The 25884-nt window shown below is 60.1% G+C and carries 25 protein-coding genes; 8 read left to right on the top strand and 17 right to left on the bottom strand.

From position 1 onward, the window contains the following. Positions 1 to 24: 24 nt before the first annotated feature. Together P8A25_RS04145 and P8A25_RS04140 are read left to right on the top strand one after the other, a co-directional pair. Positions 25 to 1389: an efflux transporter outer membrane subunit gene (locus tag P8A25_RS04145; RefSeq protein ID WP_180971771.1), complete on the top strand. Its 1365-nt coding sequence runs from the start codon at positions 25 to 27 to the stop codon at positions 1387 to 1389. A 374-nt stretch (positions 1390 to 1763) separates the two neighbouring features. Further along, a complete protein-coding gene (locus P8A25_RS04140; RefSeq protein WP_215442756.1) occupies positions 1764 to 2168 on the top strand; it encodes an SH3 domain-containing protein in 405 nt (134 codons plus the stop codon). Positions 2169 to 2255: 87 nt separating this feature from the next. Here the strand turns inward: P8A25_RS04140 and P8A25_RS04135 are convergent, their stop codons facing one another. From P8A25_RS04135 to P8A25_RS04100, 8 genes are all read right to left on the bottom strand, one after another. Then, positions 2256 to 3395 carry a serine hydrolase domain-containing protein gene (locus P8A25_RS04135; protein ID WP_215442757.1) on the bottom strand — a complete coding sequence of 380 codons (1140 nt, stop codon included), beginning with the start codon at positions 3393 to 3395 and terminating at the stop codon, positions 2256 to 2258. A 341-nt stretch (positions 3396 to 3736) separates the two neighbouring features. After that, a complete protein-coding gene (gene tsaA, locus P8A25_RS04130; RefSeq protein WP_215442758.1) occupies positions 3737 to 4414 on the bottom strand; it encodes a tRNA (N6-threonylcarbamoyladenosine(37)-N6)-methyltransferase TrmO in 678 nt (225 codons plus the stop codon). Positions 4415 to 4477: 63 nt separating this feature from the next. Beyond that, complete coding sequence (locus P8A25_RS04125) at positions 4478 to 5752, bottom strand: dihydroorotase (RefSeq protein WP_215442759.1); 1275 nt, start codon at positions 5750 to 5752, stop codon at positions 4478 to 4480. Positions 5753 to 5758: 6 nt separating this feature from the next. Beyond that, the gene (locus tag P8A25_RS04120; protein WP_022397465.1) at positions 5759 to 6685 is read right to left on the bottom strand and encodes an aspartate carbamoyltransferase catalytic subunit; all 927 of its coding nucleotides are present in this window, start codon (positions 6683 to 6685) and stop codon (positions 5759 to 5761) included. Between the two features lie 28 nt (positions 6686 to 6713). Continuing rightward, positions 6714 to 7250, bottom strand: a complete 537-nt coding sequence (gene pyrR / locus P8A25_RS04115) for a bifunctional pyr operon transcriptional regulator/uracil phosphoribosyltransferase PyrR (protein ID WP_022397466.1) — start codon at positions 7248 to 7250, stop codon at positions 6714 to 6716. Between the two features lie 21 nt (positions 7251 to 7271). Next, positions 7272 to 7682 (bottom strand): AIR carboxylase family protein, encoded by a 411-nt coding sequence (locus tag P8A25_RS04110; protein ID WP_022397467.1) that lies wholly within the window; start codon positions 7680 to 7682, stop codon positions 7272 to 7274. Positions 7683 to 7849: 167 nt separating this feature from the next. Continuing rightward, complete coding sequence (locus P8A25_RS04105) at positions 7850 to 8500, bottom strand: hypothetical protein (RefSeq protein ID WP_215442760.1); 651 nt, start codon at positions 8498 to 8500, stop codon at positions 7850 to 7852. Positions 8501 to 8565: 65 nt separating this feature from the next. Then, positions 8566 to 8886, bottom strand: coding sequence for a hypothetical protein (locus P8A25_RS04100; RefSeq protein WP_146019225.1), 321 nt, complete (start codon positions 8884 to 8886; stop codon positions 8566 to 8568). Between the two features lie 97 nt (positions 8887 to 8983). On the opposite strand from P8A25_RS04100, the gene P8A25_RS04095 reads away from it, so the two are divergent. Next, positions 8984 to 9175, top strand: coding sequence for a hypothetical protein (locus tag P8A25_RS04095; protein WP_215442761.1), 192 nt, complete (start codon positions 8984 to 8986; stop codon positions 9173 to 9175). A gap of 31 nt (positions 9176 to 9206) precedes the next feature. On the opposite strand, the gene P8A25_RS04090 is transcribed toward P8A25_RS04095, so the two are convergent. From P8A25_RS04090 to P8A25_RS04055, 8 genes are all read right to left on the bottom strand, one after another. Next, positions 9207 to 9839 (bottom strand): hypothetical protein, encoded by a 633-nt coding sequence (locus P8A25_RS04090; protein WP_102726812.1) that lies wholly within the window; start codon positions 9837 to 9839, stop codon positions 9207 to 9209. Next, on the bottom strand, positions 9836 to 10504 hold the full coding sequence (locus P8A25_RS04085) for a hypothetical protein (RefSeq protein WP_404838774.1): 669 nt from the start codon (positions 10502 to 10504) through the stop codon (positions 9836 to 9838). Before P8A25_RS04085 ends, P8A25_RS04090 begins: the two co-directional genes overlap by 4 nt. Positions 10505 to 10513: 9 nt before the next feature. Further along, on the bottom strand, positions 10514 to 11083 hold the full coding sequence (locus P8A25_RS04080; RefSeq protein ID WP_146021208.1) for a hypothetical protein: 570 nt from the start codon (positions 11081 to 11083) through the stop codon (positions 10514 to 10516). A 236-nt stretch (positions 11084 to 11319) separates the two neighbouring features. Continuing rightward, entirely contained in the window at positions 11320 to 11925 is a 606-nt protein-coding gene (locus tag P8A25_RS04075; RefSeq protein WP_215442763.1) for a hypothetical protein, read from the bottom strand. Between the two features lie 177 nt (positions 11926 to 12102). Next, the gene (locus P8A25_RS04070; protein WP_215442764.1) at positions 12103 to 13695 is read right to left on the bottom strand and encodes an FAD-dependent oxidoreductase; all 1593 of its coding nucleotides are present in this window, start codon (positions 13693 to 13695) and stop codon (positions 12103 to 12105) included. Beyond that, complete coding sequence (locus P8A25_RS04065) at positions 13692 to 14747, bottom strand: agmatine/peptidylarginine deiminase (RefSeq protein ID WP_102726817.1); 1056 nt, start codon at positions 14745 to 14747, stop codon at positions 13692 to 13694. The genes P8A25_RS04070 and P8A25_RS04065 overlap by 4 nt, the downstream gene beginning before the upstream one ends. Positions 14748 to 14761: 14 nt before the next feature. Beyond that, the gene (locus tag P8A25_RS04060; protein WP_022397477.1) at positions 14762 to 15157 is read right to left on the bottom strand and encodes a Minf_1886 family protein; all 396 of its coding nucleotides are present in this window, start codon (positions 15155 to 15157) and stop codon (positions 14762 to 14764) included. 64 nt (positions 15158 to 15221) lie between these two features. After that, on the bottom strand, positions 15222 to 16508 hold the full coding sequence (locus P8A25_RS04055) for a serpin family protein (protein WP_286011368.1): 1287 nt from the start codon (positions 16506 to 16508) through the stop codon (positions 15222 to 15224). A 123-nt stretch (positions 16509 to 16631) separates the two neighbouring features. Here P8A25_RS04055 and P8A25_RS04050 point away from each other — a divergent pair, with 123 nt between their 5' ends. From P8A25_RS04050 to P8A25_RS04030, 5 genes are all read left to right on the top strand, one after another. Then, entirely contained in the window at positions 16632 to 17951 is a 1320-nt protein-coding gene (locus tag P8A25_RS04050; RefSeq protein ID WP_215442766.1) for a PDZ domain-containing protein, read from the top strand. A gap of 35 nt (positions 17952 to 17986) precedes the next feature. After that, complete coding sequence (locus P8A25_RS04045; protein WP_022397480.1) at positions 17987 to 19261, top strand: AI-2E family transporter; 1275 nt, start codon at positions 17987 to 17989, stop codon at positions 19259 to 19261. A gap of 98 nt (positions 19262 to 19359) precedes the next feature. Further along, the gene (locus P8A25_RS04040) at positions 19360 to 20940 is read left to right on the top strand and encodes an arylsulfatase (RefSeq protein ID WP_102726820.1); all 1581 of its coding nucleotides are present in this window, start codon (positions 19360 to 19362) and stop codon (positions 20938 to 20940) included. Positions 20941 to 20959: 19 nt separating this feature from the next. After that, entirely contained in the window at positions 20960 to 21448 is a 489-nt protein-coding gene (locus P8A25_RS04035; protein WP_102729135.1) for a hypothetical protein, read from the top strand. A 150-nt stretch (positions 21449 to 21598) separates the two neighbouring features. After that, on the top strand, positions 21599 to 22849 hold the full coding sequence (locus P8A25_RS04030; RefSeq protein WP_022397483.1) for a ferrous iron transporter B: 1251 nt from the start codon (positions 21599 to 21601) through the stop codon (positions 22847 to 22849). Positions 22850 to 23208: 359 nt separating this feature from the next. Here P8A25_RS04030 and P8A25_RS04025 read toward each other — a convergent pair whose 3' ends face one another. After that, positions 23209 to 25527 (bottom strand): hypothetical protein, encoded by a 2319-nt coding sequence (locus P8A25_RS04025; protein ID WP_215458422.1) that lies wholly within the window; start codon positions 25525 to 25527, stop codon positions 23209 to 23211. Positions 25528 to 25884 lie beyond the last annotated feature (357 nt).

Below are 25884 nucleotides of genomic sequence, written 5' to 3'. Positions count from 1 at the left end.
ACTTCTTCCTTTCCCATGTCATCCATGTTCAAACATCTCCCTCTCCTGGCCGCATGCTGCCTGAGCTCCTGCATGGTAGGCCCGGACTTCCGGCCGCCAGCCAACGACCTCCCCGCCGCCTGGGCGGAGAGCAGGCCCCCCCGCAGCTCTGACAAGGACCTGCGCTCCTGGTGGAACATCTTCGGGGACCCCCAGCTCAACCGCCTGGTCTCCACCTCCCTCAACAACAATCCGGATATGAAGGTAGCCCTGCTCCGCATCCGGGAAGCCAGGGAAAGGCTCCGCGTCTCCCAGGCCTCCCTGCTACCCTCCGCAGACGCCAGCGCCGGCTGGAGCCTGTCCCCGGACCGGGGCTTCCGCAGCTCCACCTCCCAGGACTTCACCCTGGGGGCGTCCACCTCCTGGGAGCTGGACCTCTTCGGCGGCAACCGGCGTTCCATTGAGGCCTACCGCGCCTCCCTCATGTCTACGGAAGCCTCCGCGGGCGCCGTGCGCACGGCCCTGCTGGCGGACGTCGCCACGGCCTACTTTGACTGGATCACCGCCTGCGAACAGCTCCGCATCGCCCGGGAACAGCTGGAAATCCAACGCAACACCCTCACCATTGCGGAAAAACGCTACAAATCGGAATTCGCCCCCCGCCTGGACGTGGAACAGGCCACCTCCACCGTCGCCTCCACGGAAAGCCGCATCCCGGCGCTGGAAGCACAGGTGGCCTCCGCCAAAAACCAGCTCTCCGTGCTGCTGGGCACGTACAACTCCCGCGTGGAGCTGACGCTCCCCAAAGCCTCCGTCTTTGAAAAAACGCCCGTCGTGCCGGTCGGCCTCCCCTCCGAACTCCTGCGGCGCAGGCCCGACGTCATCGCCGCTGAAGCGGACCTGCACGTGGCCGTAGCCAACGTAGGCGTAGCCGTGGCGGACCTGTACCCCCGCTTCAGCCTGACGGGATCCCTCTCCAGCCGCGGCGGAGACTTCGGCCAGCTCTTCCGGGAAAACAACAACGCGTGGTCCCTGGGCGGCAACCTGCTCCAGCCCCTGTTCCAGGGCGGAGCCCTGAGAGCCACGGTGCGCGCCCAGAAAGCCGCGGCGGAACAAGCCGCGGAAACCTACCGCAAGACGCTCATCACCGCCGTCTCCGAGGTGGAGGACGCCCTGATCGCCTACGGCAACTACACCTCCCAGATGCAATACCTGCACAAGGAAAACAACGCCAACAGAGAAGCCTTCCTGCTCTCCCGCACCCTGTACATCAACGGCCAGACGGACTTCCTGAACGTCATCACGGCCCAGCGCTCCTGGCTCAGCTCGGAGGAATCCCTGGTCACCATGAAGCAGAACATCCGCAAGGCCGTCGTCCAGCTCGCCCGCGCCCTGGGCGGAGGGTGGTAAAAGACGGCTTTCCGGAGCCGGACGCGCTTTCTCCGTTAAAACAGCGGCTTCTTCATCTTTAAAACACTTCTTCTCCCTGCGCTCCTCCATGACGGATGGCGCAGGGAGAAGTTTTTTTACCTGCCGGGAGATGCCATGGAACGCCGCGGAAGTACGGAGCGCCCGGGATCCGGGGAAATAGGGTCCATACTTTCTTCCGATCACCAATAATTGCACAGGCCTCCCGGGCATAATGACCCGTTCCCGGCGGCGGAGCTTCAATACAGGATTGAAGGATGACGGGACTACAGGCAGGATAGGGGAGAACCGAACCGGAATCCGGCACACGGGTTCCAACAAAGGCCATCTCACTGAAAACGGAAAATCATCACCACATGAAAACAAACGGCGCCCCCCAGGTAATCTTTAAAACGATCGCTTCACACAGGACGGAATATGAACATCCCATCAAATTGAAAAAGGGGGAAAGCGTTACGCTGGGGGAAAGAGCTCCGGAGGAAAACTGGAAGGACTGGATATGGGCGGAAAACAGTAAAGGGACAGGAGGCTGGGTTCCCGTTCAATTGATTGACTTTCCGGGAGACGGAACGCGGGGAACGGTGCTGGAAGATTACAGCGCTAGGGAATTGAACGTAGACCCGGGGGAAGAGATCGTCAAGATCAGGACGCTGAACGGGTGGACGTGGGTCCGGAGAACAAGCGACCGGGAGAAAGGCTGGATACCCAATGAGACCATTGAAGAGGGAGCGGCGCAGGCTCCCGAAAACAACCGTACTTGAAAGAGACGGCGCATACGGAAAATCTCCCTCCTACTCAGGAAGAACGGTTTTTCTTCCTCCGCCCTCCGGCTCTTTCCGGGAGAAAGGTCAGGCCTCCGGCCTCTCCTCCATTTCCTTCATCACTGCACTGATAAGGTTCCGGGTCTTCACGCCGGGCAGCACGTTCAGGTCCATGCGGTTCATCGCGTAGCCGAAGGAGAGGCCGCAGACCGGGTCCGCAAAGGCGTGGGAGCCGCCCGCCCCGGCGTGCCCGAAGCCGCCGGAACCGAACAGGCGGCGCAGCTTGCGGCCCGTGACGGGATCCGCAGGATCGTGCATGAAGCCGCAGGAAAAGGCAGTGGGCGTTTTCAGGGTCAGGTCCGGGCCGTCAATGACAATGTCTTGCATCCAGCCGCGCACGGCGGAAGGGAATATCCGTAGTTCATCCAGCCCCAGGCAGGCCTGGTAGAATTGCGCCATGCCGCGGGCGGAGGCCACGCCACCGAATGCCGGGGCTCCGGACGTCCACGCTTCCGGCGTGTTCATCTGGCGCACGCTGTTCAGGCCTGTCAGGGTGTTGAACGCGCGGTTCACGGGCGTGCCTTTTTTCATGTATTCCTGATAAAACGGCGTGCCCATGTTGGACATGTCCATCTTGCCGGGGTACAAGGTCGCCACCCGGCTGAATTCGGATTCCGGCAGGCGGATGTAAAAGTCCAGGTCCAGCGGCGTACGGATGCATTCCTCCCAGTAACGCCACAGGCGTTTCCCGGTCAGGCGCAGCATGAGTTCATCCAGCATCACGCCGTAGGTATGCGGATGGTAGCCGTGCTCCGGGGGCCGCCACGCCGGAACGGTTTCCTCCAGGGCGCGCACGCAGTCCTCATGGTCAAACACGCTGGCCGTCCGGGAAAAGGCCGCCAGGCCGCACTGGTGGGACATCATCTGCGCGATGGATGCGTAAGGCAGCGGGAATTCCGGCCACAGTTCCCCCATGCTCATCTGCGGTGAGGCTCCCTGCCGGTGCAGGGCCAGCAGCAGGGCGGCGGAAGAGGCTCCCTTGGTAGCAGAGTAAACGGGCACCAGCGAGTGTTCCGTCCACGGGCGCGTTTCATCCGCTACGGCAAACCCGGAATGAAGGGAAACGATTTCCTTTCCGTCCTTCCAGACGGAAACGGAGGCGCCCAGTTCCCCGTAGTCACGGAAGTTCCTTTCAAACGCTTCAACTATCTGACGGTCATTGTTCATCCCCTTAAACACCCCGGCGCTACCTCCGAAGTCCGGGCGGAAGGTTACTCCCCCCGGTCATGTAAAGCAAGCCCCGGCCCTGCCTTGAAAAAGACCCCTGAAACAGAGGGCGGGAGCCCATAGAACGCGGCAGAAGGAAAGTTTTCCGGTACCTTGCATCTTCCACTTCCTCCGGGCGCAGCCTCCTGAATCCTCCGGGGCCAGCCACTCCGGCATCAAGGGAGAGGAGTTGCAGGCAAAAGAAAAAGCGCATCAGACACGGGAGAAGAAGCAGTTTTTCCATACTATTTCCCCCTTCCAGCGATGGCATGCTGCTCGCATCATGCCTCCCGCGCCGTACTTCACCCAGCTTTGATTTCATGAAGGGCCAGCACCAGCAGCCGGCTGCCTTCCACCCTGAATTTCACCTCCCAGCCGGAAAACAGGAGGCCGTAAACCCGTTCCGGATCGTCCTGGTACTGCGGGCGCGGATCCAAGGCCAGCGTATCCGCCAGCGCTTTCCGTTCCTCCGGGGTCATGGTGCCGCCAAGAGCGGCGGGGATTTCCACGTCCAGCCGTTCATAGGGAACAGCCGTAAATCCTTCCGAAGCCTCCGGAATGCAGTCCGCCAGCGGAACATATGGCTTGATGTCCAGAATGGGCGTGCCGTCCACCAGGTCCAAGCCGGAAAGGTGCAGCACCGGGCCATCCTGCGGGTGCAGTTCCACCTTTTCCAGCCTGACAGCGGACAGGCCGATGGGGTTGGGACGGAACGGCGCGCGCGTGGCGAACACGCCCATGCGCACGTTGCCCCCCAGCCGCGGAGGCCGGACCGTAGGGCTCCATCCCTCGTTTACGTTTTCACTGAATACCCAGATCAGCCACAGGTGGGAAAACCCTTCCAGGCCGCGGACGGCATCCGGATGACGGAACGGCGGCTCAAATACCAGCCGCGCACGCGCACCCGGAACCAGCCCGCTCTGGCGCGGTACGCCGAACTTGTCCGGATAACACGTGCTGACGCGGGCGACAGGATGCAAGCGGCAGTTAATAGCTAATAGTTAATAATTAACAGTCTCCGGTCTTTCTGCGTTACGCTTTCGTCAGAAGCAGTGGAGCTGTTCTCCGAGCACTACGGCTTCCACCTTCCCTTTGAGGGTTTTGCCCAGGAAAGGGGTGTTCCGGGCGCGGCTGCGGAGCGTTTCATCCGTGACGGGCGTTTCACCCTCCGGGTCAAACACCACCAGATTGGCCGGAGCGCCTTCTTCCAAAGAAACGGGAGCCAGCCCCATGAGCCTGCGGGGAGCGTCACTGCAGGCGCGCGCCACCGTCTGCCAGGACATTTTCCCGGGTTCCACCAGATACTGGTAAATGGCGGGCAGGAACGTATCCAGCGCAATCATTCCCTGCGGCGCGACGACGAAGTCCTGAAGCTTGGAGAACGGCGTGCAGGGCGTGTGGTCGGAGACGATGCAGTCAATGGTGCCGTCATTCACCGCGGCGATCAGGGCGTCCACGTCCGACTGCCCGCGCAGGGGCGGGAGCGTCTTGTAGCTGGTATCGTAGCGGCCCACGTCTTCATGCGTGAAGAGGAGGTGGTGGAGCGCCGTTTCCGCGCTCAGCCCGGCGGTCACCGGCTTGCAGCGGCGCAGGATGTCCACGCTGCCGGCGGTGGAAACGGTCTGGACGTGCAGGGAGTTGCCCGTATCCACGGAAAGGCGGATGATGGTTTCCATTCCTATTTCCTCCGCGCAGGAGGGAGAGCCCGTCAATCCCAGGCGGTAGGAGGTGGTGCCCGGGTGCATGGTGGCCTTGGCCGTCAGGGACGGCACGTCCCCCCGCAGGGCGAAGGTAAGATTCAGGTTGCTGGCGTACTGCATGGCGCGGTACAGCAGCAGCATGTTGTCCGGCGCGCGGTCCCCGTCTGTGATGAAGCGCACGCCCTTGGCGCGCAGGGAGTCATAGGAGGCCTGCTCTTCCCCGCCGTCCCCCTTGGTCAGGCAACCGGAGGGGATGACCTCCACCAGCGCATCCGTGCGGCAGATTTCCATGAACGTGGTGATCTGGGCGGCATTGTCCATCACGGGATCGGTATCCGGCATGGCCATCAGGCCGGTCACGCCGCCATGCAGGGCGGCCGCGGTAGCCGTGGCCACGCGTTCCTTGTCCTCACGGCCGGGCTGGCACAGGTGGGCGTGAAGGTCAAACAGGCCGGGCAGAACCAGCTTTCCGGAGGCGTCCAGCACCTTTTCTGCGGCATCCTCCGGGAGCGTCCCGGCGGGGGCCTTTGCGGCGATTACCCCTCCGGAAACAAGAAGATCCACCGGAGCGGAACCGTCCGCCGTCCGGGCATTGCGAATAAGTACGGAAGTTTTCATGAGCAATCAGTGCTGGGTTTGCGGGGTGAGATGGTAAAGGATGGACATGCGGCAGGCGATGCCGTTTTCCACTTGCCGGTTGATCAGGCAGCGCTCATAATCCATCGCCAGGTCGCAGATTTCCACGCCGCGGTTGACCGGGCCGGGGTGCATGATATACAGGCCTTCATCTGAAATGCGCTTCAGGCGTTCTTCCGTGACGCCGTAAATCTTGTTGTATTCCCGGGCGCTGGGGAAGAAGGGGGCGTCCTGCCGCTCCTTCTGCACGCGCAGCAGGTAAATCACGTCCGGCTTCCAGGCGAACGCCTCATTGAAATCGGAAAAGCGCGGGATGCCGGAGTGCTCCGTGCGCGGCACCAGGGAGCCGGGCCCCAGGTAGGCCACTTCCATCCCCAGCCTCTTCATCAGCAGGGAGGTGGAACGCGCCACGCGGGAATGCAGGATGTCCCCCACGATGAGCACGCGCTTGCCCCTTACCTCCGGAAACACCTCCCGGATGGTGAAGGAGTCCAGCAGCGCCTGGGAGGGATGGGCATGGGCCCCGTCCCCGGCGTTGATCACGCTGGCGCAGGTATGGCGCGCAATCACATTCGGCAGGCCGCTGTTGTAATGGCGCACGATCACGTAATCCACCTTCATGGCCTGGAGTGTGGCGATCGTGTCCTGCACGGATTCTCCCTTCACCACGGAAGAGGTGGACACCGTGAAGTTGGTCACGTCCGCGGACAGGCGTTCCGCCGCTACCTCAAAGGAGGAGCGGGTGCGGGTGCTGGGCTCATAAAAAAGCGTCAAAACGGACTTCCCTTTCAGGGCAGGCACCTTTTTAACGCTTTTGGTGAAGAGCTCCTTCATCGGACCGGCCGAATCCAGCAGCGTATGAATTTCCTCGTCAGTCAACGAGGAGATGTTGAGAAGGTCCTTGCGGGGATTCATGGAAAACGGGTAATGGATTGAAAAGTGTCTAGTGGGAGGAGATGATTACGCGGTCCTCGCCGTCGGCCTCCTTCATGCTCACGATGACCTTGGCTCCGGCGTGGTCCAGCACATGGCCCGTGTAATCCGGCTGGATGGGCACTTCCCGCCCTCCGCGGTCAATCAGGCACGCCAGTTCAATGCGGGCCGGGCGGCCGTAGTCGAAGAGGGCGTTCAGGGCCGCGCGCACGGTGCGGCCCGTGTAGAGGACGTCGTCCACCAGCACCACCCTCATGTCATCCGTGGAAAACGGCAGGTTGGAGGAACGGAGGGAGGGGCGGACCTCCAGCTTGAAAATGTCATCCCGGTACAGGGAAATGTCAATGGCGCCGTACTGGGCTTCCACGCCCAGCTCCTTCACCTTGTCCACCAGCCTCCGGGCGATGACGTCCCCCTGGCTGAGCAGGCCGACGATGGCGAGCGGTTCCCCGGGAAAGCGGGCCACGATGCCGTGGGCCATGCGCTCCAGCGCACGGGAAATCCCCGGGCCGTCCAACACGATTTCCTGTGACGGAGGAGGAGTCATCTGATGGGAAAGGAGTGAACGTTACAGGCCGGCCAGCTTCAGGATGCGGTGGGCGGCCATGGCGGCGTTGACGGGGGTCTTCTTGTGCAGGCCCACCGTGGTGCAGGGCACTCCGCCCGGGCACTGGGCGATCGCCAGCAGGGCGTCAATGCCGTTCAGGGGGCCTCCGGGAACGGGCACGCCGATGACCGGAAGGGAGCAGCTCATCACCACCACGCCGGGAAGGGCGGCGGACAGCCCGGCCACAGCCAGAATGACGGCCTTTTCCCCGCTGGCTTCCAGCTCACCCAGGAACTTGACCAGCTCCGGGAGGTCGCGGTGGGCGGACAGGACGGTTTCTTCATACGGAACATTCTCCTGAGCAAAATACTCGCGGGCGGGTTCCATAAAGGGCTTATCATTCGGGCTGCCGTAGATGACGATGACTTTCATGGCTGTGTGTGCGGTTGTGAAACTTGCAGATTATGGCCCCAAGCCCCCTGCCCTGGCAAGACTTAACCTTCAAAAAAAACGGCGGGGGCCGCGGGCGTGAAGGATGCCCGGACGGAGGCGCCAAAACTCCGGAACGGCCTCACCGGGCACACGCCTTTTCCCCCATTTCACCCATCTCTTTCATGGTCTGCCTGTGAAACCGCCTCTTCCCCTGTTCCGCGTCTCCACTGCCCGGAGCTTCCGGAAGGGTCTCCCGCATCCTCCGGAATAACCGCCTTGCCTGACTCAAGGTCCTTTTTCCACTGGTAAAGGCGCTTCAAAAGGTCAGGGGCGCTTTCCCCCTCCCTCTTCATCGTCCCACGGTCCAGCCAGTCAATCAACGCATTCATGGAGCGGCCCAAATCATATTGATGGTCAAACCGTTCCCTGGCCTCGTCCAGACTGGCCATGAGATTCTGCACAACGGATATGTCTTTCCGGGAAAAATCTCCCTTCCAGTATTCATCCACCATCTTCAGGACGTCAATATACGACTCCCGGAAATCAGGCGGACATTCCGCCTCAAACCGTTCCGGCATGAGGTCAAACATGCTTTTACTCCTGTCGCCGGACGGAGTTCCCCGTTCCAGGGAAATAATTTCACAGCACAATTCAAGCATGACACGGTACTTGAGGATAGCCGCGCTGGCTTTCCTGAACTGCTGCACTTCCAAATCCACATTCGGCATGAGCGGTTCCACAACGTCCTGTCCGCTCAATACGCCACAACCGCATCCCCATGCCATACCCGCCAGGGAAAACCATTTGAATAATTTCATCGCCTTTTCAGCGGTGAAAACCTTTTTTCTTTCCCGCACCGGAAACAGCAACAAGCTCAGCCTTCTCATCCTTCCTTCCTCTCTTGGGATATAAACTCCACAGGAACAGCCAGTTTCCCGGACTCAAAGTCCTTCTTCAACCGGAGCAAATCCTTCAGGAATATTTCAGGGGCATCATTCCTTTTCCCGGTCTCCAACCGCTTATCAAGCCATTCATTGGACAAATAAATCGCTCGTTCTATTCCATACCGCTCATCCAGGCGTTTCATCACAGCCTCTATCGCAGCACATTCCTTTTTCCCTTGCGGCGTCTCCATCCATTCGGGATTTTCATTCAACGCGGCTTTTATTTTTTCCACATGCTCCATCCATTCTTTCCGGAACATCTCCGGACACCCGGCTGAAATATTTTCAGGAAGCAGGTTCAGCAGCCGCTTGCAAAGCAGCCCCGCATTAACATTTCCCTTAATATCAGATTCCAGGATGGCAATCCGCCCGCACAAGGTCCAGAAAAACATGTACCTGGCAACGGCGGCACGTTCCCGGGCAAATTCCGGCGTCTGCCGGTACCCGTCCACATTCGGCATGAAGGGTGACGCCACATCCTGCCCCTGCGCCATTCCCAGGCAGCAGCCCGCCAAGCCTGCGGCTAAAATCAGCTTGATCATTAGTTGATAAGAGCATCTGCCGGGGATAAAGTCCATCCTTATTCCACCTTCTCCCCACACTTTTTCTCCGGAGAGACAGCCCCTTCTTTTTCCGGAGGAGGAAGACTGCGTTCCACATCCTCCATCTGCTCCATCAGGGCCGTGATGAGCGCTTCCCGGTCTGTGGCCGCTTTCATCTGCCTTCTGAGCTCCCGGTCCACCTGCTGAAACCTTTCGGAAAGCGGATACCGGGAAACGACGGGAAGCAGCAATTCATTGCATGCCTTAACATAAACGCCGTACTCCCGGATCAATTCCTTTCCCGCCAGCTTCTCTTTTTCCATACGCTGAAGAAAGGCCTTGCTCATGGCATCCACCAGCCAAAACACCTTGCGGTAATCCGGGGGGCATTCCTCCACCAGTCTGACGGGAACGGCTATGTACGATTCCAAAAAAGCGCGGTGCACGCCCTCCATCGGCATCCGGTCCAGCAGCGGCGCCCTTTTCTCCAGATACAGCATGCTCCACATCATGAGCCGGATAATGGCGTCCCGGTCCCTGAACAGTTTTTCCTCCGCACTCTGCGCCTCCCGCACGGACGGTTCCTGCGTAAAAGCAACATCCTGCCCCCGCACCATTCCCAGCCAGCATGCCCATGCCAGAACTGCACAGAAAACTACATTCAGCATCATCTTATCAATCCGGTTTCTTCTTCCATTCCTTCATTTTCCCCTGAATTTTTCAGCTTTCCGGCAATCAGGTCGTCCTTCATTCGTTGAAGCGCCTTCATGCGCTCCTCCCTGTTCAATCCTATCACCTTGCTTTCCAGCATCCGGAAAAAAAGAGAACTGCGTTCCCTCAAACGGTATTTTTCCATCATGGGAGCATTCATTTCATTGCATCGGTTGCAATATTCCTTAAAAACCTTGTCGAATTGTTCATCATCCATTTTCTCCGCAGGATCCTCTTCCAGCATTAAAATCATCTGATTCAAAACCAGTACAACCATAAAACCGCATATGACGGCACGCTCCTCCTGAATTTTTTTCCCGGTCTCGGAATCCAAATCAACGACAGGCATTCCCGGTGAAGCAATATCCTGAGCACGGGAGAAAAGAGGGAACGCCCCGCATAATAATAAAACAATCAATAAAAAGCGACTCATGCCAGCCATATTCACAGCATACCACGGGACCGTCCGCGGGCAATAAGTTTTCCGCCATTCCGTGCCGGGGCCGCTTCTTTTCCCATTCATGGACCTTCCCGCACAGCCGCCCATACGCCGGATGCCGTGGATTCCGGGCATCCGCCGCAACAGGCTTGCCCTTTCTTCCGGAAAAACGCCGGAGCGGAACAACTACCGGACTTATTCCTCCACCGTCTCCGGCATGACGAGGCGCCCTGAACGGACATGATCGCGAAATTGCTTGAACGCTTGGGCAAACGAGTCCTGGTCCATGTTGCCGCGGGCGTTGACTTCCCGCTCCATCCAGTTCAAGGCCTGGCGGCACATGTCCTCCATGCCGTATTCCGCCAGAAAGGCCAGAACCTCCGGGTCTTCCGGATTAAACGGCTCGGACTGCAAATCCCTTTTTCCGTCCGCCGCCTCTTTCAGAGCCTGAACCCTGGCATTCATCAGCTTTTGGAGCTTTTGCGGGCATTCCTTCAATTCCTGTTCAGGAAAAGCCGCCAGTATCAGGGGATAAAGGTCCTTTTCCCTGAATACCTCGCCCTGGTTTTCCACGACCGGCAGGAGAACGGCTAAATAAAGCAGCACGAAGAATTTGCGGATAGTCGCCTTCTCCGCCGCCAGCTTCTGCCCGGAAGGCGTTTCCAAATCCACATTCGGCATTCCGGGCGCCCCGACATCCTGGGCGGCACCGGACAGCGCAAACAGCACGGGGCACAGCAATAAAAAGTTCAGGGGCATTCTCATGGTTCACTTTTGGACAGCGGGGCTTCCCGATCGTTCGAAATCTGCGGTAATCCCTTGTTCCTTTAATATTTTACGTTTCCGGGACGTCTTCACCGGGAAAACTTAAAACCTCCACGTTGCGGAATGGGAGCCGCGGAAAGCAATCAATCCCTTCCACGGCTTTCCGCACGTTCGCTCCACCAGGGGCAGATTCCGCCACCGGGCAGGAGGCAAAACGGAAGATAACGGCTTTCTTCTCAAACATCTTCCATCACCTCCCCGTCCTCCATTTCCTCAGCCTCGCCAATATTTTCGGGAACCACGACTTTCCCGGCCTCCATCTCCTCTTTCAGTTCACGGATTCGCCGGGCTTTAAACGCGGGAGTGTCACTTTTCCTGAAACCGAGCCTGGAAGTTACCCAGAGTGCAATCCGTTCCTCTTCATCCTTCAAGCCGTACTTGAACAGCAAGGCGGCCACTTCTTCATCCGCCACGTAAGGCCAGACAATATTCTTTTCAAGCCCGTCCAGGAATTCCTGTATCTTGCTCTTTTTTACAACGACCAGTTCCTGAAAATCCGCAGGACAGCGTTTCAGGGCATTTTCCGGGAATTCCTCCAGGATTACCTGATAAAATTCCGTAGCCAGTCCGTTGCCGCCTCTGATTATTACTTCAAAGGAAGGAAGGTTCCGGACAAGGCACAACTGGGCAAGAAAGCTCCGAATTTCTTTACGATTCCTTTCCCGCACCCTTCCTTCCTCCGTATCCCGGTTCAAGTCCGGCACGGCGGGAGGAGCAATATCCTGGGCGGCCGCCATTCCCGATAAACTTAAAACGATCAGAAAACGAACCATCTTACCCATGAAGACACCATACCACAAACATGTATTCCGGCAATACCGTTCCTCCAGCCGCTTCCCCACCGTCTTGCTCGCCCCAATCATTTCCGGAACGAAAGGCTGTTTTTACAAGGCCAACGGCGGGGATGCCGGAATTTGCACGGCAAAGCTTGAAAAGGGATTCATGGAGCGCCGCATCCCTCAACGGGACATCTGCCGCGCCATGGCCTCCGCGCAGCGGCGGCCGTCCAGGGCGGCGGAAACAATGCCGCCGGCATACCCGGCCCCTTCCCCGCAGGGATACAGCCCTTCCAGCCCGGGATGCTCCAGCGTGGCGGGGTCCCGCGGAATGCGCACGGGGGAACTGGTGCGCGTCTCGCAGCCGATGAGCTGGGCGGAGGCCCCGGCAAAACCGCGCCATTTATGGTCAAACTGCCGCAGCCCTTCCCGCATGCGCCAGACGATTTCCCCCGGAAGCAGTTCATGCAGGGGGTGGGATGTAATGCCGGGGTGGTAGCTGGTGGGAAGCAGGGAGGAGGAGACGCGCCCTTTCAGGAAATCCTCCACTTTCTGGGCCGGGGCCTTCTGCATGCCTCCGCCGGCGCGGCTGGAAGCGGTCTCCAGCGCCTTCTGGTACGCCACGCCCGCCAGCACGCCGTGCTCCCTGCGGAAGGATTCCGTATCTTCCGGATGCACGCTGACCACAAAGCCGGCGTTGGCAAACGGGGAATCCCGCCGGGCCAGGGACATGCCGTTGACCACCACCTCGTCATTTTCCGTAGCGGCGGGAACAATGAAGCCTCCGGGGCACATGCAGAAGGAGTGGACGCCGCGGTCCCGAATGGTGGTCGTCACGGAATAGCGCGCCGCCGGAAGCTGTTCCGGGCGTTTCCGGTCCGGGCGCAGATGGTACTGGCGGGCATCCACGAACGCCTGGGGATGTTCAATGCGCACGCCCACGGCAAAGGGCTTCTGTTCCAGGGCCAGCCCCTCCGCCAGCATCATGCGGTACACGTCCCGCGCGCTGTGCCCGGTAGCCAGCAGAACGGCGTCCGCCGCAAATTCCCGGCCATCCGCACAGACCGCGCCGCGTATGCGGCGGCCGTCCGCGGAACGGAGCAAATGCTCCACCCGCGCGTTGAAATGGATTTCCCCGCCCGCGCTCAGGATGGATTCCCGGATGGCTTTCACGACGTTGGGCAGCAGGTTGGAGCCGATGTGCGGATGGGCGTCCGTCAGGATTTCCCGCGGCGCGCCGTGGGCCACGAAAATTTCATAAACCTCCCGCACGGGGCCGCGCTTGGTCGCGCGCGTAAACAGCTTGCCGTCCGAGAACGTGCCCGCGCCGCCTTCCCCAAAGCAGTAATTGGAATCCTCCATCACGGTGCCCTGCCGCAGGATGGGGGCCAGGTCAAACCGGCGGGAGGAGACGTCCTTCCCCCGTTCCAGAACCACGGGTTTCATCCCCAGCTCCAGGCAGCGGAGCGCGGCGAACATTCCGGCAGGTCCGAATCCCACAATCAGCGCCACCGGGGCGCCGGGCCTGACGGGAGGATAGTCCCGGGAAAGAGGTTCTTCCGGAGGCAGAGGGCCGTCCACCCCCGCCAGCAGACGGAGCTGGAACAAAATGTTTTTCTGCCGGGAGTCAATGGATTCCTTCACCAGCCGCAATTCCCTGATGCGGGAGGGGGAAATGCCCAGCTTTTCCGCCACGGCGGCGCGGCGCGCGCGGTCGTCGCCGGCCTTCTCCATCGGCAGAATCACATCCACCGTTACGCCTTCCTCTCCGTTCATGGGGCCTCCTTCCTCGGCCCAGGCTGCTGCTGCGTGATGCAGTGGATGGCTCCGCCTTCCAGCACCAGCTTGCGGGCGTCCACGCCGACTACCTGTTTTCCGCTGAAGCATTCCCGCAGAATGCCCAGGGCGCGGTCGTCATTCCGGGGCTGGTTGAACACGGGAACGATGACGGCTTCATTCACGATGAGGAAATTGGCGTAACTGGCCGGGAGCTGGTCCAGCCGCCAGTCCTCCGCATGGAGGGGGTCCGGCATCGGGAGGGGAATCACCTCCACGCCGGAACCGTCCACGCCCCTCAAATCCTGCAGGCGTTCATTATTTTCCGCCAGGGCGCGGTAATGGGGGGAGGATGAGTCCGTCTCCACGATGGAGACCACGGCATCCCGGCACACAAAGCGCACCATGTCGTCAATGTGCCCGTCCGTATCATCCCCCTCAATGCCGGAACCGAGCCAGAAAATGGACCTGGCGCCCAGCATGCGCCGCAATTCCTCCTCAATCATGGCGCGGCTCCATTCCGGGTTGCGGTTGGGATTCAGCAGCACGGATTCCGTCGTCACCAGCAGGCCGTCCCCGTTGCCTTCAATCGCGCCCCCTTCCAGAACCATGGAGGAGCTGCGCACGGGAAGCCCCAGGGAAGCGCCGATCAGGGAGGGAATGCCGTTGTCCAGGTCCCACGGAGCAAATTTGCCGCCCCAGGCGTTAAATTGCCAGTCCGCCAGCATCAGGGAGCCGTCCTCCACGCCCTGCACGAAGACGGGGCCGTGGTCCCGGCACCAGACATCGTTGGCCGGATGATTGAACAGGCGGTACTGGTCCTCCCGCACCCCGGCGGCCTGCATCGCCTGCCTGATGCCCGGATGAAGGGGTTCCGCGGCATTCACGCACACGCGGGCATGCGGGGCAATGGCGGCGGCTACGCGCCCGTAGGTCTGCTGCAATTCATCCAGGCCGCCCTGCCACAAATCCCTGCGGTGGGGCCAGGAGAGCCAGACGGCGTCCTGCGGTTCCCATTCAGCGGGCCAGCGTACATCGGGTTCCTTGCTCATGGCGGTACGGGGGGTCAACTGGGCTGCTCCTGGAATTCGTAAGGCTCTTCAAAGGCCTTGCGGAAACTCATGAACCCCTTGAAATCGTCCAGGGAATCCTCCGGCTGCTTGGAAAACACATCCTCCTCAATCAGCAGGAAAACCATCTCTCCCACATTTTTCCCGTTTCTCAGCCCCCATTCCTTTAATACGGTGGAGGCCATGGGGCCGAACTGGGCGAGGGCGTAATCCCGGAAGCCTTCCAGCAATTCCTGCCCGCTGACATGCCGCTGGGAGCCGTTTTCCTGCTCTTCAATGCGCTGCATGGTGAAATCCAGCGCATCTTTCAGAAAGGAATACGCCCGTTCCGCAAAACGGGGATCCTTCCGCACAATGCGGCTCACGGCATCTTCAAACGTAGGGGTGGTCATAACGGCTCACCCCTACCCTATACGGGCCCCTGTGAAAATCAAGATTTTTGGGAGCGCGCAAACTTCACGGCTTTCCTTCCTTTTTCCCGCATTCCGGCCCTTCATAAGTTCCCATGAACAGCACGGCCCGGTCCTCCGGGCTGTAAATGAGCCACAGGAAAGGACGGTTGAATTCGATCTCCGGCCCCCTGCCGCGGGGAGGAGCGCCGGCAAATGGATCCATCTCCCCGGCAGTGGAAGCGGACGCATCCAGCCCTTCCTCCCGCACTCTGACCGCGCATTTCTGGTACACGCCATGGATTTTCAACGGCTCCGGCGCGCAGCTCCCCATCCGTGAAAAATCGGCGCGGCCGGTAAACGCGTCCTCCATTCCCAGCGCCTCCAGGGCCTTTTTCAGGGAAAGCGTGGGGGAAGACTGGGAGAAACGCGGCAGCCGCAGATGGTATCTGGAATATTGCTCCAGGGGCTTTCCGCCGGGCTTCCGCGTTTCTTCCGCGGCATCCCGGGCGGACAGGGAGGACAGGATGCCGTTCCAGTCCTCTGCGGTCATCCCGTCAATGAATTGCTTCATCTTCCTCCCCTCCGGAGGAAGAACGGCCATGAAAACGGGCGCGCCCTTCCCTCCCGTAAAAAACAGGCTTGCCCCCCGCACGCCGTCCTTTTCATAATACATTCCTCCCTGCCGGGGCCATGACCTCCCCTCCGTGAATACCTGCTGCTTCATCATGGGCACCTGGCAGGCAGCGCCGTCCTCCCGGACAAAGGTCCGCAGCGCGGTGTCCCGCCCTTCAAATTTACTGTCCCAGAACGCCCTCAAATACATGGCGTTCACCAGCACAAGCACCGTCCGGTCACTCATCCGCTGCGGATTCAGAAGATTCCTGATGCGGTTTCCCGTATTCGTTGCCGCCCAGGCGTTCACCTGCCGCACGGCTTCCGCCATGTTTTCCCGGAAGGGCGCCTGAGCCACGGCATCCGGCCCCACGGCCTTTTTATAGGCGTCTTTCAATTCCACGGACCGGTCTGCAAAAATGCGGTTGGCGGAATAACAGCGCAGCGAGCGCGAAAAATCACCAGACAGAAAAGTCCAGTCCCTCCTGGTTTTTCCGTCTCCGGGCAATACGGCCGCCATCTGCTTCTCCGTTTCCCCCGCCGCTCCCGGAAGCATGTAACGGAGAACTTCATACAGGGAAAAAGGGGAAATCATGACACTGCCGCCGCTTTTCTCCATGCATGCCCGGAACAGGCGCAGCTCCGGAGGAGCGGAAACACCGGGAGACGGAGCAGGCGGAATATCCGCCCATGACACGGAGCCCAGAAGAAACACATATGCCAAAGACCTGAATATCATACTTCTACCTTATCAGATAGATACATCGTGGCAAGTTTTACGGACTGATGCCGCCAAAAAGCTCCATAAGCAGGAAGGAAACCTTGCCAGCCTCTGGTCCGTTTGTTATGAATGGAATGCTTTATGTTTCGTTCCTCCATCATGCTTCTGGCAACCATGCTGTGCGTTTCCTGCGTATCGCACCGGCCTATCCAGGACAGCAGTTCTCCGCCCATTGACGCGGCCAACCCGCTGGACGGCACCCCCGTGGCCCTGGCGTGGAGCTCCGGAACGCAATTGATGATGGGGGTGGACACGGGAGCGGTCCAGACGTCCCTGCTTTTCTCTCCCGCGGTGGAATCCATCGGCGCCCGCCTGCGCGGCAGGGGCGCCATGCGCACGGCCAATGTGCCCGTTTCCCTGAAGGATGACGGAGAACCCATTTCCCGGAAGCAGGACGTGGTGATGGTGGACCAGGCGCCGTATGACGGACTGCTGGGCTGGGAGTGCATCCGGAAGTACGTGTGGAACATCAATTATCCCAAACGCTCCCACCGCTTTTTCAACAAACTGCCCTCCAAAATACGGAGCTGGCACAAGCTTTCCCTGATACCCGGTTCCGACTACCCGCAGATTGCGGACAAGCACGGCCGGCGCATCATTCTGGATACGGGCGCGCCCCATGCCGTCTACATCTCCAAGAAACGCTGGAACGCCATCAAGCAGGCCTACCCGGACGCGTTCGTCAGCGTTTATTCCGGCTACAGCCCCGCCGCGGGCGGCTTTTACGCCCATGAATGCATGCACGTGAGCTCCTTCCAGCTCGGCCCCCTGGAATTGAAGAACATCCTGCTCTGTGAAAGCTTCGCCAATCCGGAAGTGATGGGCATTCCCGACGACATCGACATCATCCTGGGCTACGGCGCGCTGGCCGCGCGCCAGTTCTGGCTGGACGGCCCGGGGAATGCCCTTTATTTCAGCTCCACCAGCCATCGGATGCCCGCGCCCTCCTCCTTCAACCTGATGGGGGGCACCTTCATCCAGGACCGCAGCGGGAACGGCCCCATGAAGGCTTACGTAGCCGAATGGTCGCCCGCGTGGGACGCCGGCCTCAGAACGGGGGACGTGCTCGTTTCCATCAATGGGAGAAAGAATCCGTATCCGGACCTCGTAGAATATGTCACCACCCAGCGGGGGGCACAGGCAAGCGTTGTGGTCCAGCGCAGGAACAGACTGGTGCGCATTCACTGGGAAGTTCCGGCCGCGCCCCCTGCCGGGGATTATTACCCCACGCCCCAGGCCATTACGGAGCAGGAGTTTGAAAACCACGTCAAGCAGCAGGAGGAAAAGGAACAGCCCCAGGATGCCGCGGGAGACCAGCAGCCCGCGCCCGCTGCGACGGAAACTCCGGAGGAGGCCGCCCCCGCGCCTGACGGGAAAACGGACAAGACCCCCGCGGCCTGAGCCAGCCCCTATCCAGCCATCTCTCTACCACCGGCATGAACGACGCACAACAACAGGATTCACAGGAAGCCGCCGGCGACTGCCGCATTCCCTCACCCTTCCAGAAAAAAACCTGCTGGTACGCCCTGACGGGCGTCGCCATCCTGGTGATGCTGTGCATCGCGGCCTTCGTCATCTTTGAAGTGGTGAAACTCCTGGGCTTTCTGGAACCGGTGCTCCTGCCCATCCTGATTGCCGCCGTGGTGGCCTACCTGCTGGAACCCATCGTCTCCTGGCTGGTGCACTTCAGATTCTCCCGCCCCTGGGCCGTGGTCACGGTCATGTTCGCGGCTCTGGCCGTCCTGGTGGGCTTCGGCGCCACTATCCTCCCTCCCCTGATCCGGCAGACGGATGAGCTGATCGACAACCGGATGGAGCTCTGGGACAAGACCTCCGAGCTGATTGACTCCACCATTGAAATTCCCTTCATCTCCCGCACCATTGACAGCGTTTACAGCACCAGCCTGCGGGAACTGAATACCGGCCATTATACGGACGCGGAGGTCCACGACCTGAGAAACGCCCGGACCGCCCGGGAAAAACTGGGGGCGTACATGACCATCAATTCCTCCTTTTACCAGGACAAGCTGATGAGCTGGCTCACTTCCGGCGGAAGGGCCCTTTACAGCACCATAGGCATCATGGTGAGCATCCTGATCACGCCCATTTTCGCCTTTTATTTTCTGCTGGAAGCGGATAAGATCAGGGAGAAATGGCCCAGCATCCTGCCGCTGAAGGCCTCCAAATTCAGAAAGGACGTGGTGGACACCATGGAGGAAATCAACGGATACCTGATTTCCTTCTTCCGCGGCCAGATGCTGGTGAGCATCATTGAAGGCATCCTGATCGCCATCTGCCTGAAACTGCTCGGCCTGCCGTACGCCGTCACCATCGGCGCGGCGGTCTGCGTGCTGGGCATCGTGCCCTACCTGGGCATTATCACCGCCTTCATTCCCGCGGTCCTGCTGGCCTGGTTTACGTGGGGAGACTTCCAGCACGTGCTGATCGTTTCCGGCATCTTCCTGGCCGTCAACCAGTTTGACGGATGGGTCATCCAGCCGAAAATCGTGGGGGATTCCGTGGAGCTTCATCCGCTCACGGTCATGTTCTCCGTGCTGATCTGGACGCTTATCCTGGGCGGCCTGATCGGCGCGCTGCTGGCCGTCCCGCTGACGGCCGCCATCAAGGTTCTCTACAAGCGTTACATCTGGCAGAATGCCAGCATGCGCCCCATGACGGAGCCCCTGCCGCCGCCGGAGGAACCTCATTAAAAGCGCCAGCCAAGACCGCGCGGCCCTTCCCCCGGCAGAATCCCGGCATTTTTCCAACCATCTTTTGATCAACCGCAACAACACACACACCTGACAACATGAACAAACCCGCATTACACCTGATGCTTGCCCTGGCGGCGGCGGCGGCCTGCCCGGCCGCCACCACGCCCCAGGTCAAGCCGCCCAAAGCCATCGTCATGATTTACGCTGACGACCTCGGCTATGGAGACGTAGGCTGTTATGGAGCCAAGGGGATTCCCACCCCTTCCATTGACAAGCTTGCCAAGCAGGGCGTCCGCTTTACGGACGCCTATTCCACCACCTCCGTCTGCACTCCCTCCCGCTATGCCCTGTTCACCGGGGAATATCCCTGGCGCAAGGAAGGCACGGGCATTCTGCCGGGGGACGCCGCCCTGATTATTGACACCAAGAAGCCCACGCTGCCCAAGATGCTCCAATCCCACGGCTATAAAACCTACATGGTGGGCAAGTGGCACCTGGGCCTGGGGGAAAAGGGAAAGAAGATTGACTGGAACAAGCACATCGCCCCCAGCCCTAACGAAATCGGCTTTGATGAAAGCTTCATCTTCGCCGCCACGGGCGACCGCGTTCCCTGCGTGATTCTGGAAAACGGCAACGTCCGCAACCTGGACCCGAACGACCCCATTGAAGTGTCCTACCAGCACAACTTCCCCGGTCTTCCGAACGGGAAGGACAACAAGGACCAGCTCAAGCTCATGTGGAGCCACGGGCACAACCAGGCCATCATCAACGGCATCGGCCGCATCGGCTTCATGAAGGGCGGCAAGAGCGCCCTGTGGAAGGATGAGGAAAACGCGGATGTGATCACGAACAAGGCCATTGAATACATCCAGAAGAGCGCCAAGGCCAAGGAACCGTTCTTCCTGATGTTCGCCACGCATGACATCCACGTGCCGCGCTGCCCGGAAAAACGCTTTGTGGGCAAGAGCCAGCATGGCGTGCGGGGGGACGTTACCGTGGAACTGGACGACTGCGTCCGCCGCATCACGGAAGCCCTACAAAAAGCCGGACTGGAAAAGGACACCCTGGTGATCTTCTCCAGCGACAACGGCCCCGTGCTGGACGACGGCTACAAGGATTTTGCCGTCCGGGACAACGCCACCCACTCCCCGGCAGGCCCCTTCCGCGCCGGCAAATACAGCATTCTGGAAGGTGGCTCCCGCATTCCGTTCATCGTCAAATGGCCCGGAGTAGTCAAACCCGGAGCGACGAGCAAGGCCCTGTTCAACCAAATGGACCTGGCCGCCTCCCTGGAACAGCTTCTGGAACCCGGCAAGGCCAATTCCTTCCGCGACTCTGAAAACGTGATCCCCGCCCTCCTGGGCAAATCCGCCAAGGGACGCGACTACCACGTCATCAACAGCACCGGCAAGGCTCTGGCTATCCGCCACGGCAAGTGGAAGTTCATTCCCGCCGGCGTAGCCATCCGCGACGGGATCAACGGACTGGGAGCGAAAATGACCAAGTCCCCGGAAGGCGGCAGCCTGTTCGACCTGGAAAAGGACCCGAAGGAACTCAACAACGTAGCAGCCCAGCATCCGGACATCTGCGAGCAGATGAAAGCCAAGCTCCAGGAAATCCGCCAAAGGCCGGAAACCAAGGCCGACAGGGCGGACCTCCTTCCGCTGGACGACTAACACCCATTCAGCCTGAATCATGAGAGAATCCGCCACATGCTCCCTGTGCGGGCACGGGTATACCTACCCGGCCGGGCTGGATGAAAAAGCCGGCATGCACTGCACGGCGTGCGGCGTACTGATTCACGTTAAAACGGGGCTTCCCTTTGGGGAAGCCCCCTCTTCCCCCTCCGGGCAGAAACCGGAAAACGCCGTAAAAACACCGGCATCCCTGCCCCCCGTCAAGAAAAAGCAGCCGGCTTCTTCCGGACGGGACGCGGATGGGCGCGACCTCAGGGAAACAAGCCGCTCCCGGCTCACTGCCGCTGGCTCCGGCACTGCCGTCCCCGCCGTGTCCTGGTTGGCATGGGGCCTGGCCCTGATTGCACTGGTCATGGCTTTCATCTTCCCCTCTTACGGGAACGACTCCACGGACCCGCTATATATGCTCCAGCGCCTGCCCTCCATGGTCTTCGGCTGCACGGCGGCCATTCTGTTCATTCAGGGGCTTGCGGCCATGCGCCGCTAGCAGAAGCCGGGCTTCCGCAGTTCCCTGGGAAACAATCCGGAACAGGCACCGGCTCAAAGCCGGCCAAACGGCCCGGCCGCCTTCCCGCAAATCCGGGATTTTAAGCTTGCCTGTCAAATTCGCAGGTTCTAAGTTACTCCCCGGTAATTTATGGAACGGGAGGCAGAGGCGCAGGACAACAGGTGGAGAACCAGGCTGGACGCCGTCCTGATGCACAGGATATGGGGTTCCCTTATCTTCCTGTGCATCGTTTACATCATTTTCTTCCTGAGCTTCGCCATCGGCGACCCTCTGGTCAGGCTCATCCAGACAGGCACGCAGATGTTCAGCATCTGGGCCTGCCGCATGCTGGAACCGTGGCCCCGCCTGCAATCCCTGCTGGGGGAAGGCGTGGTGGGCGGCGTAGGCGGCGTGCTGGCCTTTCTTCCCAACGTGGTGCTGCTCTTCGGAGCCATCACCCTGCTGGAAAACAGCGGATATATGATGCGGGTCTCCCGCCTCATGAGCCGCATCATGAAAATCATGGGCCTGAACGGCAGCAGCTTTGCCCCCCTCCTGCTGGGCTTCGGCTGCTCGGTTCCCGCCATCCTGTCCACCCGGAGGATTGAAGCGCGCAACGACCGCCTGGTCACCATCGCCGTCCTGCCCATGATGAGCTGCGCGGGTCGCCTGCCGATTTACATGATGTTCGTCTCCGCCCTGTTTCCCTCCCGCCTGCAGGCCACCGTATTGTTCGGGATTTACGCCAGCGGCGTCCTTCTGGCCCTGTGCTGCGCCCGGCTCCTGAAAAACACGCTCTTCAAGACCGCCCAGAGGGACTCTCTCCACCACATGAAGCGCCTGCGCCTCCCCTCCCTGCGGAAGGTGGGCGCCCTGATGTGGTCGCGGGCCTTCATGTACGTCCGGAAGGCGGGAACCTTCATTCTGGGGGCCTCCATCATCCTGTGGTTCCTGAACACCTACCCCAGGCCGGAGGAAGGAACCGCGCCGAATGCGGCAGCGGCCATGGAACATTCCTACGCCGGACAAATAGGCCACTGGATGGAACCCGTCACGCAAGTGGCCGGATTTGACTGGAAGATCAATTCCGCTCTTCTGGGCGCTTTTGCGGCCAAGGAAATCTTCGTCACCCAGATGGGCATTCTCTATGCGGTGCAGGACGGGGACTCCGGCCCGGCAGCCCAGCAGACCCTGAACGCCCGCCTTAAAGCCAGCTACACCCCCCTCCAGGGCATCAGCATCATGATGTTCTGCCTGATCGCCCTCCCCTGCATCGGCACCGTCACCGTCGCCAAAAGGGAAGCTGGCACCTGGTGGTTTGCTCTGGCGCAATTCGGTGGATTGACCCTGCTGGGGTTTCTGACAGCTACGCTGGTGTACCAAACAGGACTGTTCCTGTAAGAGCCGGATGCGGAAAAAACGGCGGCAGGAAATATTTCCGGCAGGCCGGAATGGCGGGGAAATGCCATACGCCCCTGGAAAGTCCGTCCCTTCCCGGCAACGCTACTGCCCCCCCTCCTGGGAGCGAAGGCCATCCGGCCTTCGGATTCGGTCTGGCTCCACAGTCAACGGAAGAGAGCTTTCCTTCTTCCGTTTTTTGCCACCGCTGGCAAGGAGCAGGAGCCACTTGTTCCCAGGGAGGAGCCCATCGTGTACCGGGAACAAGGAAACCTCGTTTCCGGCAGCGAAGGGAATTCCCTTACATACAAAAACCGGAGGGATGTCCTCCCTCCGGTTCCGAATACGGCTAATGAAGCCGTTTAAATCGTCTTGATGACGGAAGATTCGTCCTCCTCCCTGTCATCGGAGGAAGCGGCCTTCCTGGTGGGCACAGGCGTCTTCCTGACCTTTTCCAGGGCCTTGTCCACCGCCGTAATTACCTTGTCTTCCCCGGTTTTCTGGCTGGCCAGCTCATTATAGATTTTTTCCTTGGCTTCATAATCAGCCTTGGCGGCGGCATCGTTCGGGTTGGCCTTGAATTTGTCCTCCGCCTTGAACAGGGCTTCCTCTGCGGCCTGGAACTTGGGTTCCACCACATTCCTGTGGTCTTCCGCCGTCTGCTTGATGCGGCCCAGCAGGCGGATCACATAGGGGCGGTTGCTGAGCCTCTTGAAGGCGGAAACCAGGAACTGGCGGCGTTCGCTCGTCTTGGCGTCCGCTATCAGGGGCTCGAACAGCTTGAGCGTGGCGTTGTCATCCCGGTCACGGTCCACGGAGAGCACGCGGAGAATGGAATCATGGGCCTGGGAACGCACGCGTTCATGCAGGGATTCATCCTTCCACGCCTTGAACAGGTACGGAACGGCGTCATCCGTGTTCCAGTCCCCCCAGGCGGTGATGATGGCGAGCGCCTTCTTGGGGTCTTCCTTGTAGCTCTTTTCCATCATGTCCAGCACCTTGGGATCGCCGGTGCGGGCCAGCAGCTTGTAGAGGACCTTGACGTTTTCCTCCGGCATGTTCTTCTGGTACTGGAGCAGCTTGGAAGAGAGTGCCATGCGCTTGGCCGGGGGGGCTTCGTCAATCAGGTAGCGGGCCGTGCGGAAGGCGGAGGAAACCAGATCCTGGGAAGCATCCTTCTGCTGGAGAATCTTCATGACGTCGTCCAGGTCGTCCAGCTTCATGGCAAAGCGCATGTACTTGAGCACCACGGCCTGCTTGTCCTGAATTTTCTTGTTCTTGCTATCACTGATGGAGGCGTACAGGTCTTTCAGCATGTCGCGCATGGCGGGACTGGAAGATTTGGCCAGCAGCGTCACCATCATGGAGTATTTCTCCTTGCTGTACCTGCCGACGTTTTTCTTCATGTCTTCCACCACCTGGCGTGCGATGTTGTCATCCATCTGGGCCATGATGGAAACCAGGTGGGCGGCGCCGGGCCAGTTTTCCCGGTTTCCCTTGGCTCCCCTCACATTGGCTAGGAGCAGGGCGGCATCCTCCGCATTGGGCACCACCTTCACGTCCGGAACGCGGCTGAGATTTTTGGAATCAAACAGGCGGCTGCGGCCCAGTTTGCCGCCTTCCACCACCAGTGCATTCAGGCGCGCGTTTTCCCCTTCCACCTGGTCTTTCTTGCTGTTGGTATGCCAAGCATAAATCCCTACCCCGGCAGCGGCAAGCACCAGGGCGCATACCCCGTAAATGACGCCCCTCAGCAGGGATTTGGATTTATCCACGGAGGCGACCATTTCCCGGGTGGTTTCCGTGCCGGCAGGCGGCTGGATGCCGCCCGTGCCCGCGAGGGGAACGCTGGCGGTGGGAGAAACGGATGCGGCAGCCACGGGCTGGGAAGCCGCGGCAGACGCCACGGAAGGAACGGGCGCGGTCCCCGCAGGGGATTTCAGCACCTTCAACCGGGGCACGGCACTTTCCGCCGGGGCGGCGGCAGGAGCTTCCTCCGCCGGGGCAGGAGCCGGGGAAGTCTTTAAAACTTTCAATTTGGGAATGGAGCCTGTGGAAGCCGCGGCAGACGCCGGAGCAGCCGGTTCAGGCGCCTGAACGGCAGCGGGAGCCACGCCGGCGGCCTGCGCCAGGGCAGCGGCCTGCGCGTCCGCCAGGGCTTTCTGGGCCTCCGCCACCTTGGCAAGGGCATCCTGAATCTGGGCATCCACCGCCGGATCTGGCAATGGTTGGGAAGCGGCTTCCTTTTCCTCCTGTTCCGCCGCAAGACGGGCCCTTTCCTCTTCCGCCGCCACACGGGCCGCTTCCTTCTCCGCGGCAATGCGAGCGGCTTCCGCGGCCTCCTGCTCCGCCCTGATTCTGGCGGCTTCCTCCTCGGCGGCTATTCTGGCCGCCTCTTTTTCCGCAGCGATGCGGGCGGCCTCCTGCTCGGCTGCCGCCTTTTCCGCCGCAATCCTGTCCGCCTCCGCCTGTTCTGCGGCACGGCGCGCGGCTTCCTCCTGTTCCTGGGCCAGCTTGGCCTGCAATTCAGGAGTGAGGAAACGCGGTTTGGCAACTTCCACGCCTTCCGCGGCGGGGGAAGCAAACTTTACTTTGGGCGCTGCCGCAGGGGCTGCCGTTACCAGGCGGCGGCGTAATTTGGGAGCCTCTGGAGAAGACGGGGTTTCTGGCTGGTCGGTCATGATGATAAAATGGCTGGAAGATTGGGGTGATTTTACACGATCCCTCCGGCTCCTGCAATCTCAAAATCCGGACTGACGAAGGGACGCGAAATTCTCCGGAACTCCTGATTCAACAAGGAATTCAGGGAAAAAGACTTCATGCGGCGCAGAAAATGAAAAAGCGTTTAAACATCCCGCAAGCGCCCTTGCACGGAATGTTAAACAATTCAAATTTTAAATAATAAAAATCATGAATAAAATAAGCATATTACCTCTGAACGTCAACAATATGCCCCCTATATTTAAACAGTCTTTTAAATTATGTCAAAATACTTGCTCTTTTTGCTTGCTACCCTACGGACCTTTGATTAAACAAAT

This window comes from Akkermansia sp. BCRC 18949, assembly GCF_045011645.1.
In the GTDB taxonomy this organism is placed as follows: Bacteria; Verrucomicrobiota; Verrucomicrobiia; order Verrucomicrobiales; family Akkermansiaceae; genus Akkermansia; species Akkermansia massiliensis.
The sequence above is the reverse complement of the archived record's forward strand: the minus strand, read 5'-3'. Positions and strand labels throughout refer to the sequence as shown.

Bases quoted from the DNA above. Each gene is read 5' to 3' on its own strand.
- P8A25_RS04145 (WP_180971771.1), top strand. From the start codon at position 25: ATGTTCAAACATCTCCCTCTCCTGGCCGCATGCTGCCTGAGCTCCTGC.
- P8A25_RS04140 (WP_215442756.1), top strand. From the start codon at position 1,764: ATGAAAACAAACGGCGCCCCCCAGGTAATCTTTAAAACGATCGCTTCA.
- P8A25_RS04135 (WP_215442757.1), bottom strand. From the start codon at position 3,395: ATGAACAATGACCGTCAGATAGTTGAAGCGTTTGAAAGGAACTTCCGT.
- P8A25_RS04125 (WP_215442759.1), bottom strand. From the start codon at position 5,752: ATGAAAACTTCCGTACTTATTCGCAATGCCCGGACGGCGGACGGTTCC.
- P8A25_RS04120 (WP_022397465.1), bottom strand. From the start codon at position 6,685: ATGAATCCCCGCAAGGACCTTCTCAACATCTCCTCGTTGACTGACGAG.
- pyrR (WP_022397466.1), bottom strand. From the start codon at position 7,250: ATGACTCCTCCTCCGTCACAGGAAATCGTGTTGGACGGCCCGGGGATT.
- P8A25_RS04110 (WP_022397467.1), bottom strand. From the start codon at position 7,682: ATGAAAGTCATCGTCATCTACGGCAGCCCGAATGATAAGCCCTTTATG.
- P8A25_RS04105 (WP_215442760.1), bottom strand. From the start codon at position 8,500: ATGAAATTATTCAAATGGTTTTCCCTGGCGGGTATGGCATGGGGATGC.
- P8A25_RS04100 (WP_146019225.1), bottom strand. From the start codon at position 8,886: ATGTTCCGGAAAGAATGGATGGAGCATGTGGAAAAAATAAAAGCCGCG.
- P8A25_RS04095 (WP_215442761.1), top strand. From the start codon at position 8,984: ATGGCAATCCGCCCGCACAAGGTCCAGAAAAACATGTACCTGGCAACG.
- P8A25_RS04090 (WP_102726812.1), bottom strand. From the start codon at position 9,839: ATGATGCTGAATGTAGTTTTCTGTGCAGTTCTGGCATGGGCATGCTGG.
- P8A25_RS04080 (WP_146021208.1), bottom strand. From the start codon at position 11,083: ATGAGAATGCCCCTGAACTTTTTATTGCTGTGCCCCGTGCTGTTTGCG.
- P8A25_RS04075 (WP_215442763.1), bottom strand. From the start codon at position 11,925: ATGGGTAAGATGGTTCGTTTTCTGATCGTTTTAAGTTTATCGGGAATG.
- P8A25_RS04070 (WP_215442764.1), bottom strand. From the start codon at position 13,695: ATGAACGGAGAGGAAGGCGTAACGGTGGATGTGATTCTGCCGATGGAG.
- P8A25_RS04065 (WP_102726817.1), bottom strand. From the start codon at position 14,747: ATGAGCAAGGAACCCGATGTACGCTGGCCCGCTGAATGGGAACCGCAG.
- P8A25_RS04060 (WP_022397477.1), bottom strand. From the start codon at position 15,157: ATGACCACCCCTACGTTTGAAGATGCCGTGAGCCGCATTGTGCGGAAG.
- P8A25_RS04055 (WP_286011368.1), bottom strand. From the start codon at position 16,508: ATGATATTCAGGTCTTTGGCATATGTGTTTCTTCTGGGCTCCGTGTCA.
- P8A25_RS04050 (WP_215442766.1), top strand. From the start codon at position 16,632: ATGTTTCGTTCCTCCATCATGCTTCTGGCAACCATGCTGTGCGTTTCC.
- P8A25_RS04045 (WP_022397480.1), top strand. From the start codon at position 17,987: ATGAACGACGCACAACAACAGGATTCACAGGAAGCCGCCGGCGACTGC.
- P8A25_RS04040 (WP_102726820.1), top strand. From the start codon at position 19,360: ATGAACAAACCCGCATTACACCTGATGCTTGCCCTGGCGGCGGCGGCG.
- P8A25_RS04035 (WP_102729135.1), top strand. From the start codon at position 20,960: ATGAGAGAATCCGCCACATGCTCCCTGTGCGGGCACGGGTATACCTAC.
- P8A25_RS04030 (WP_022397483.1), top strand. From the start codon at position 21,599: ATGGAACGGGAGGCAGAGGCGCAGGACAACAGGTGGAGAACCAGGCTG.
- P8A25_RS04025 (WP_215458422.1), bottom strand. From the start codon at position 25,527: ATGACCGACCAGCCAGAAACCCCGTCTTCTCCAGAGGCTCCCAAATTA.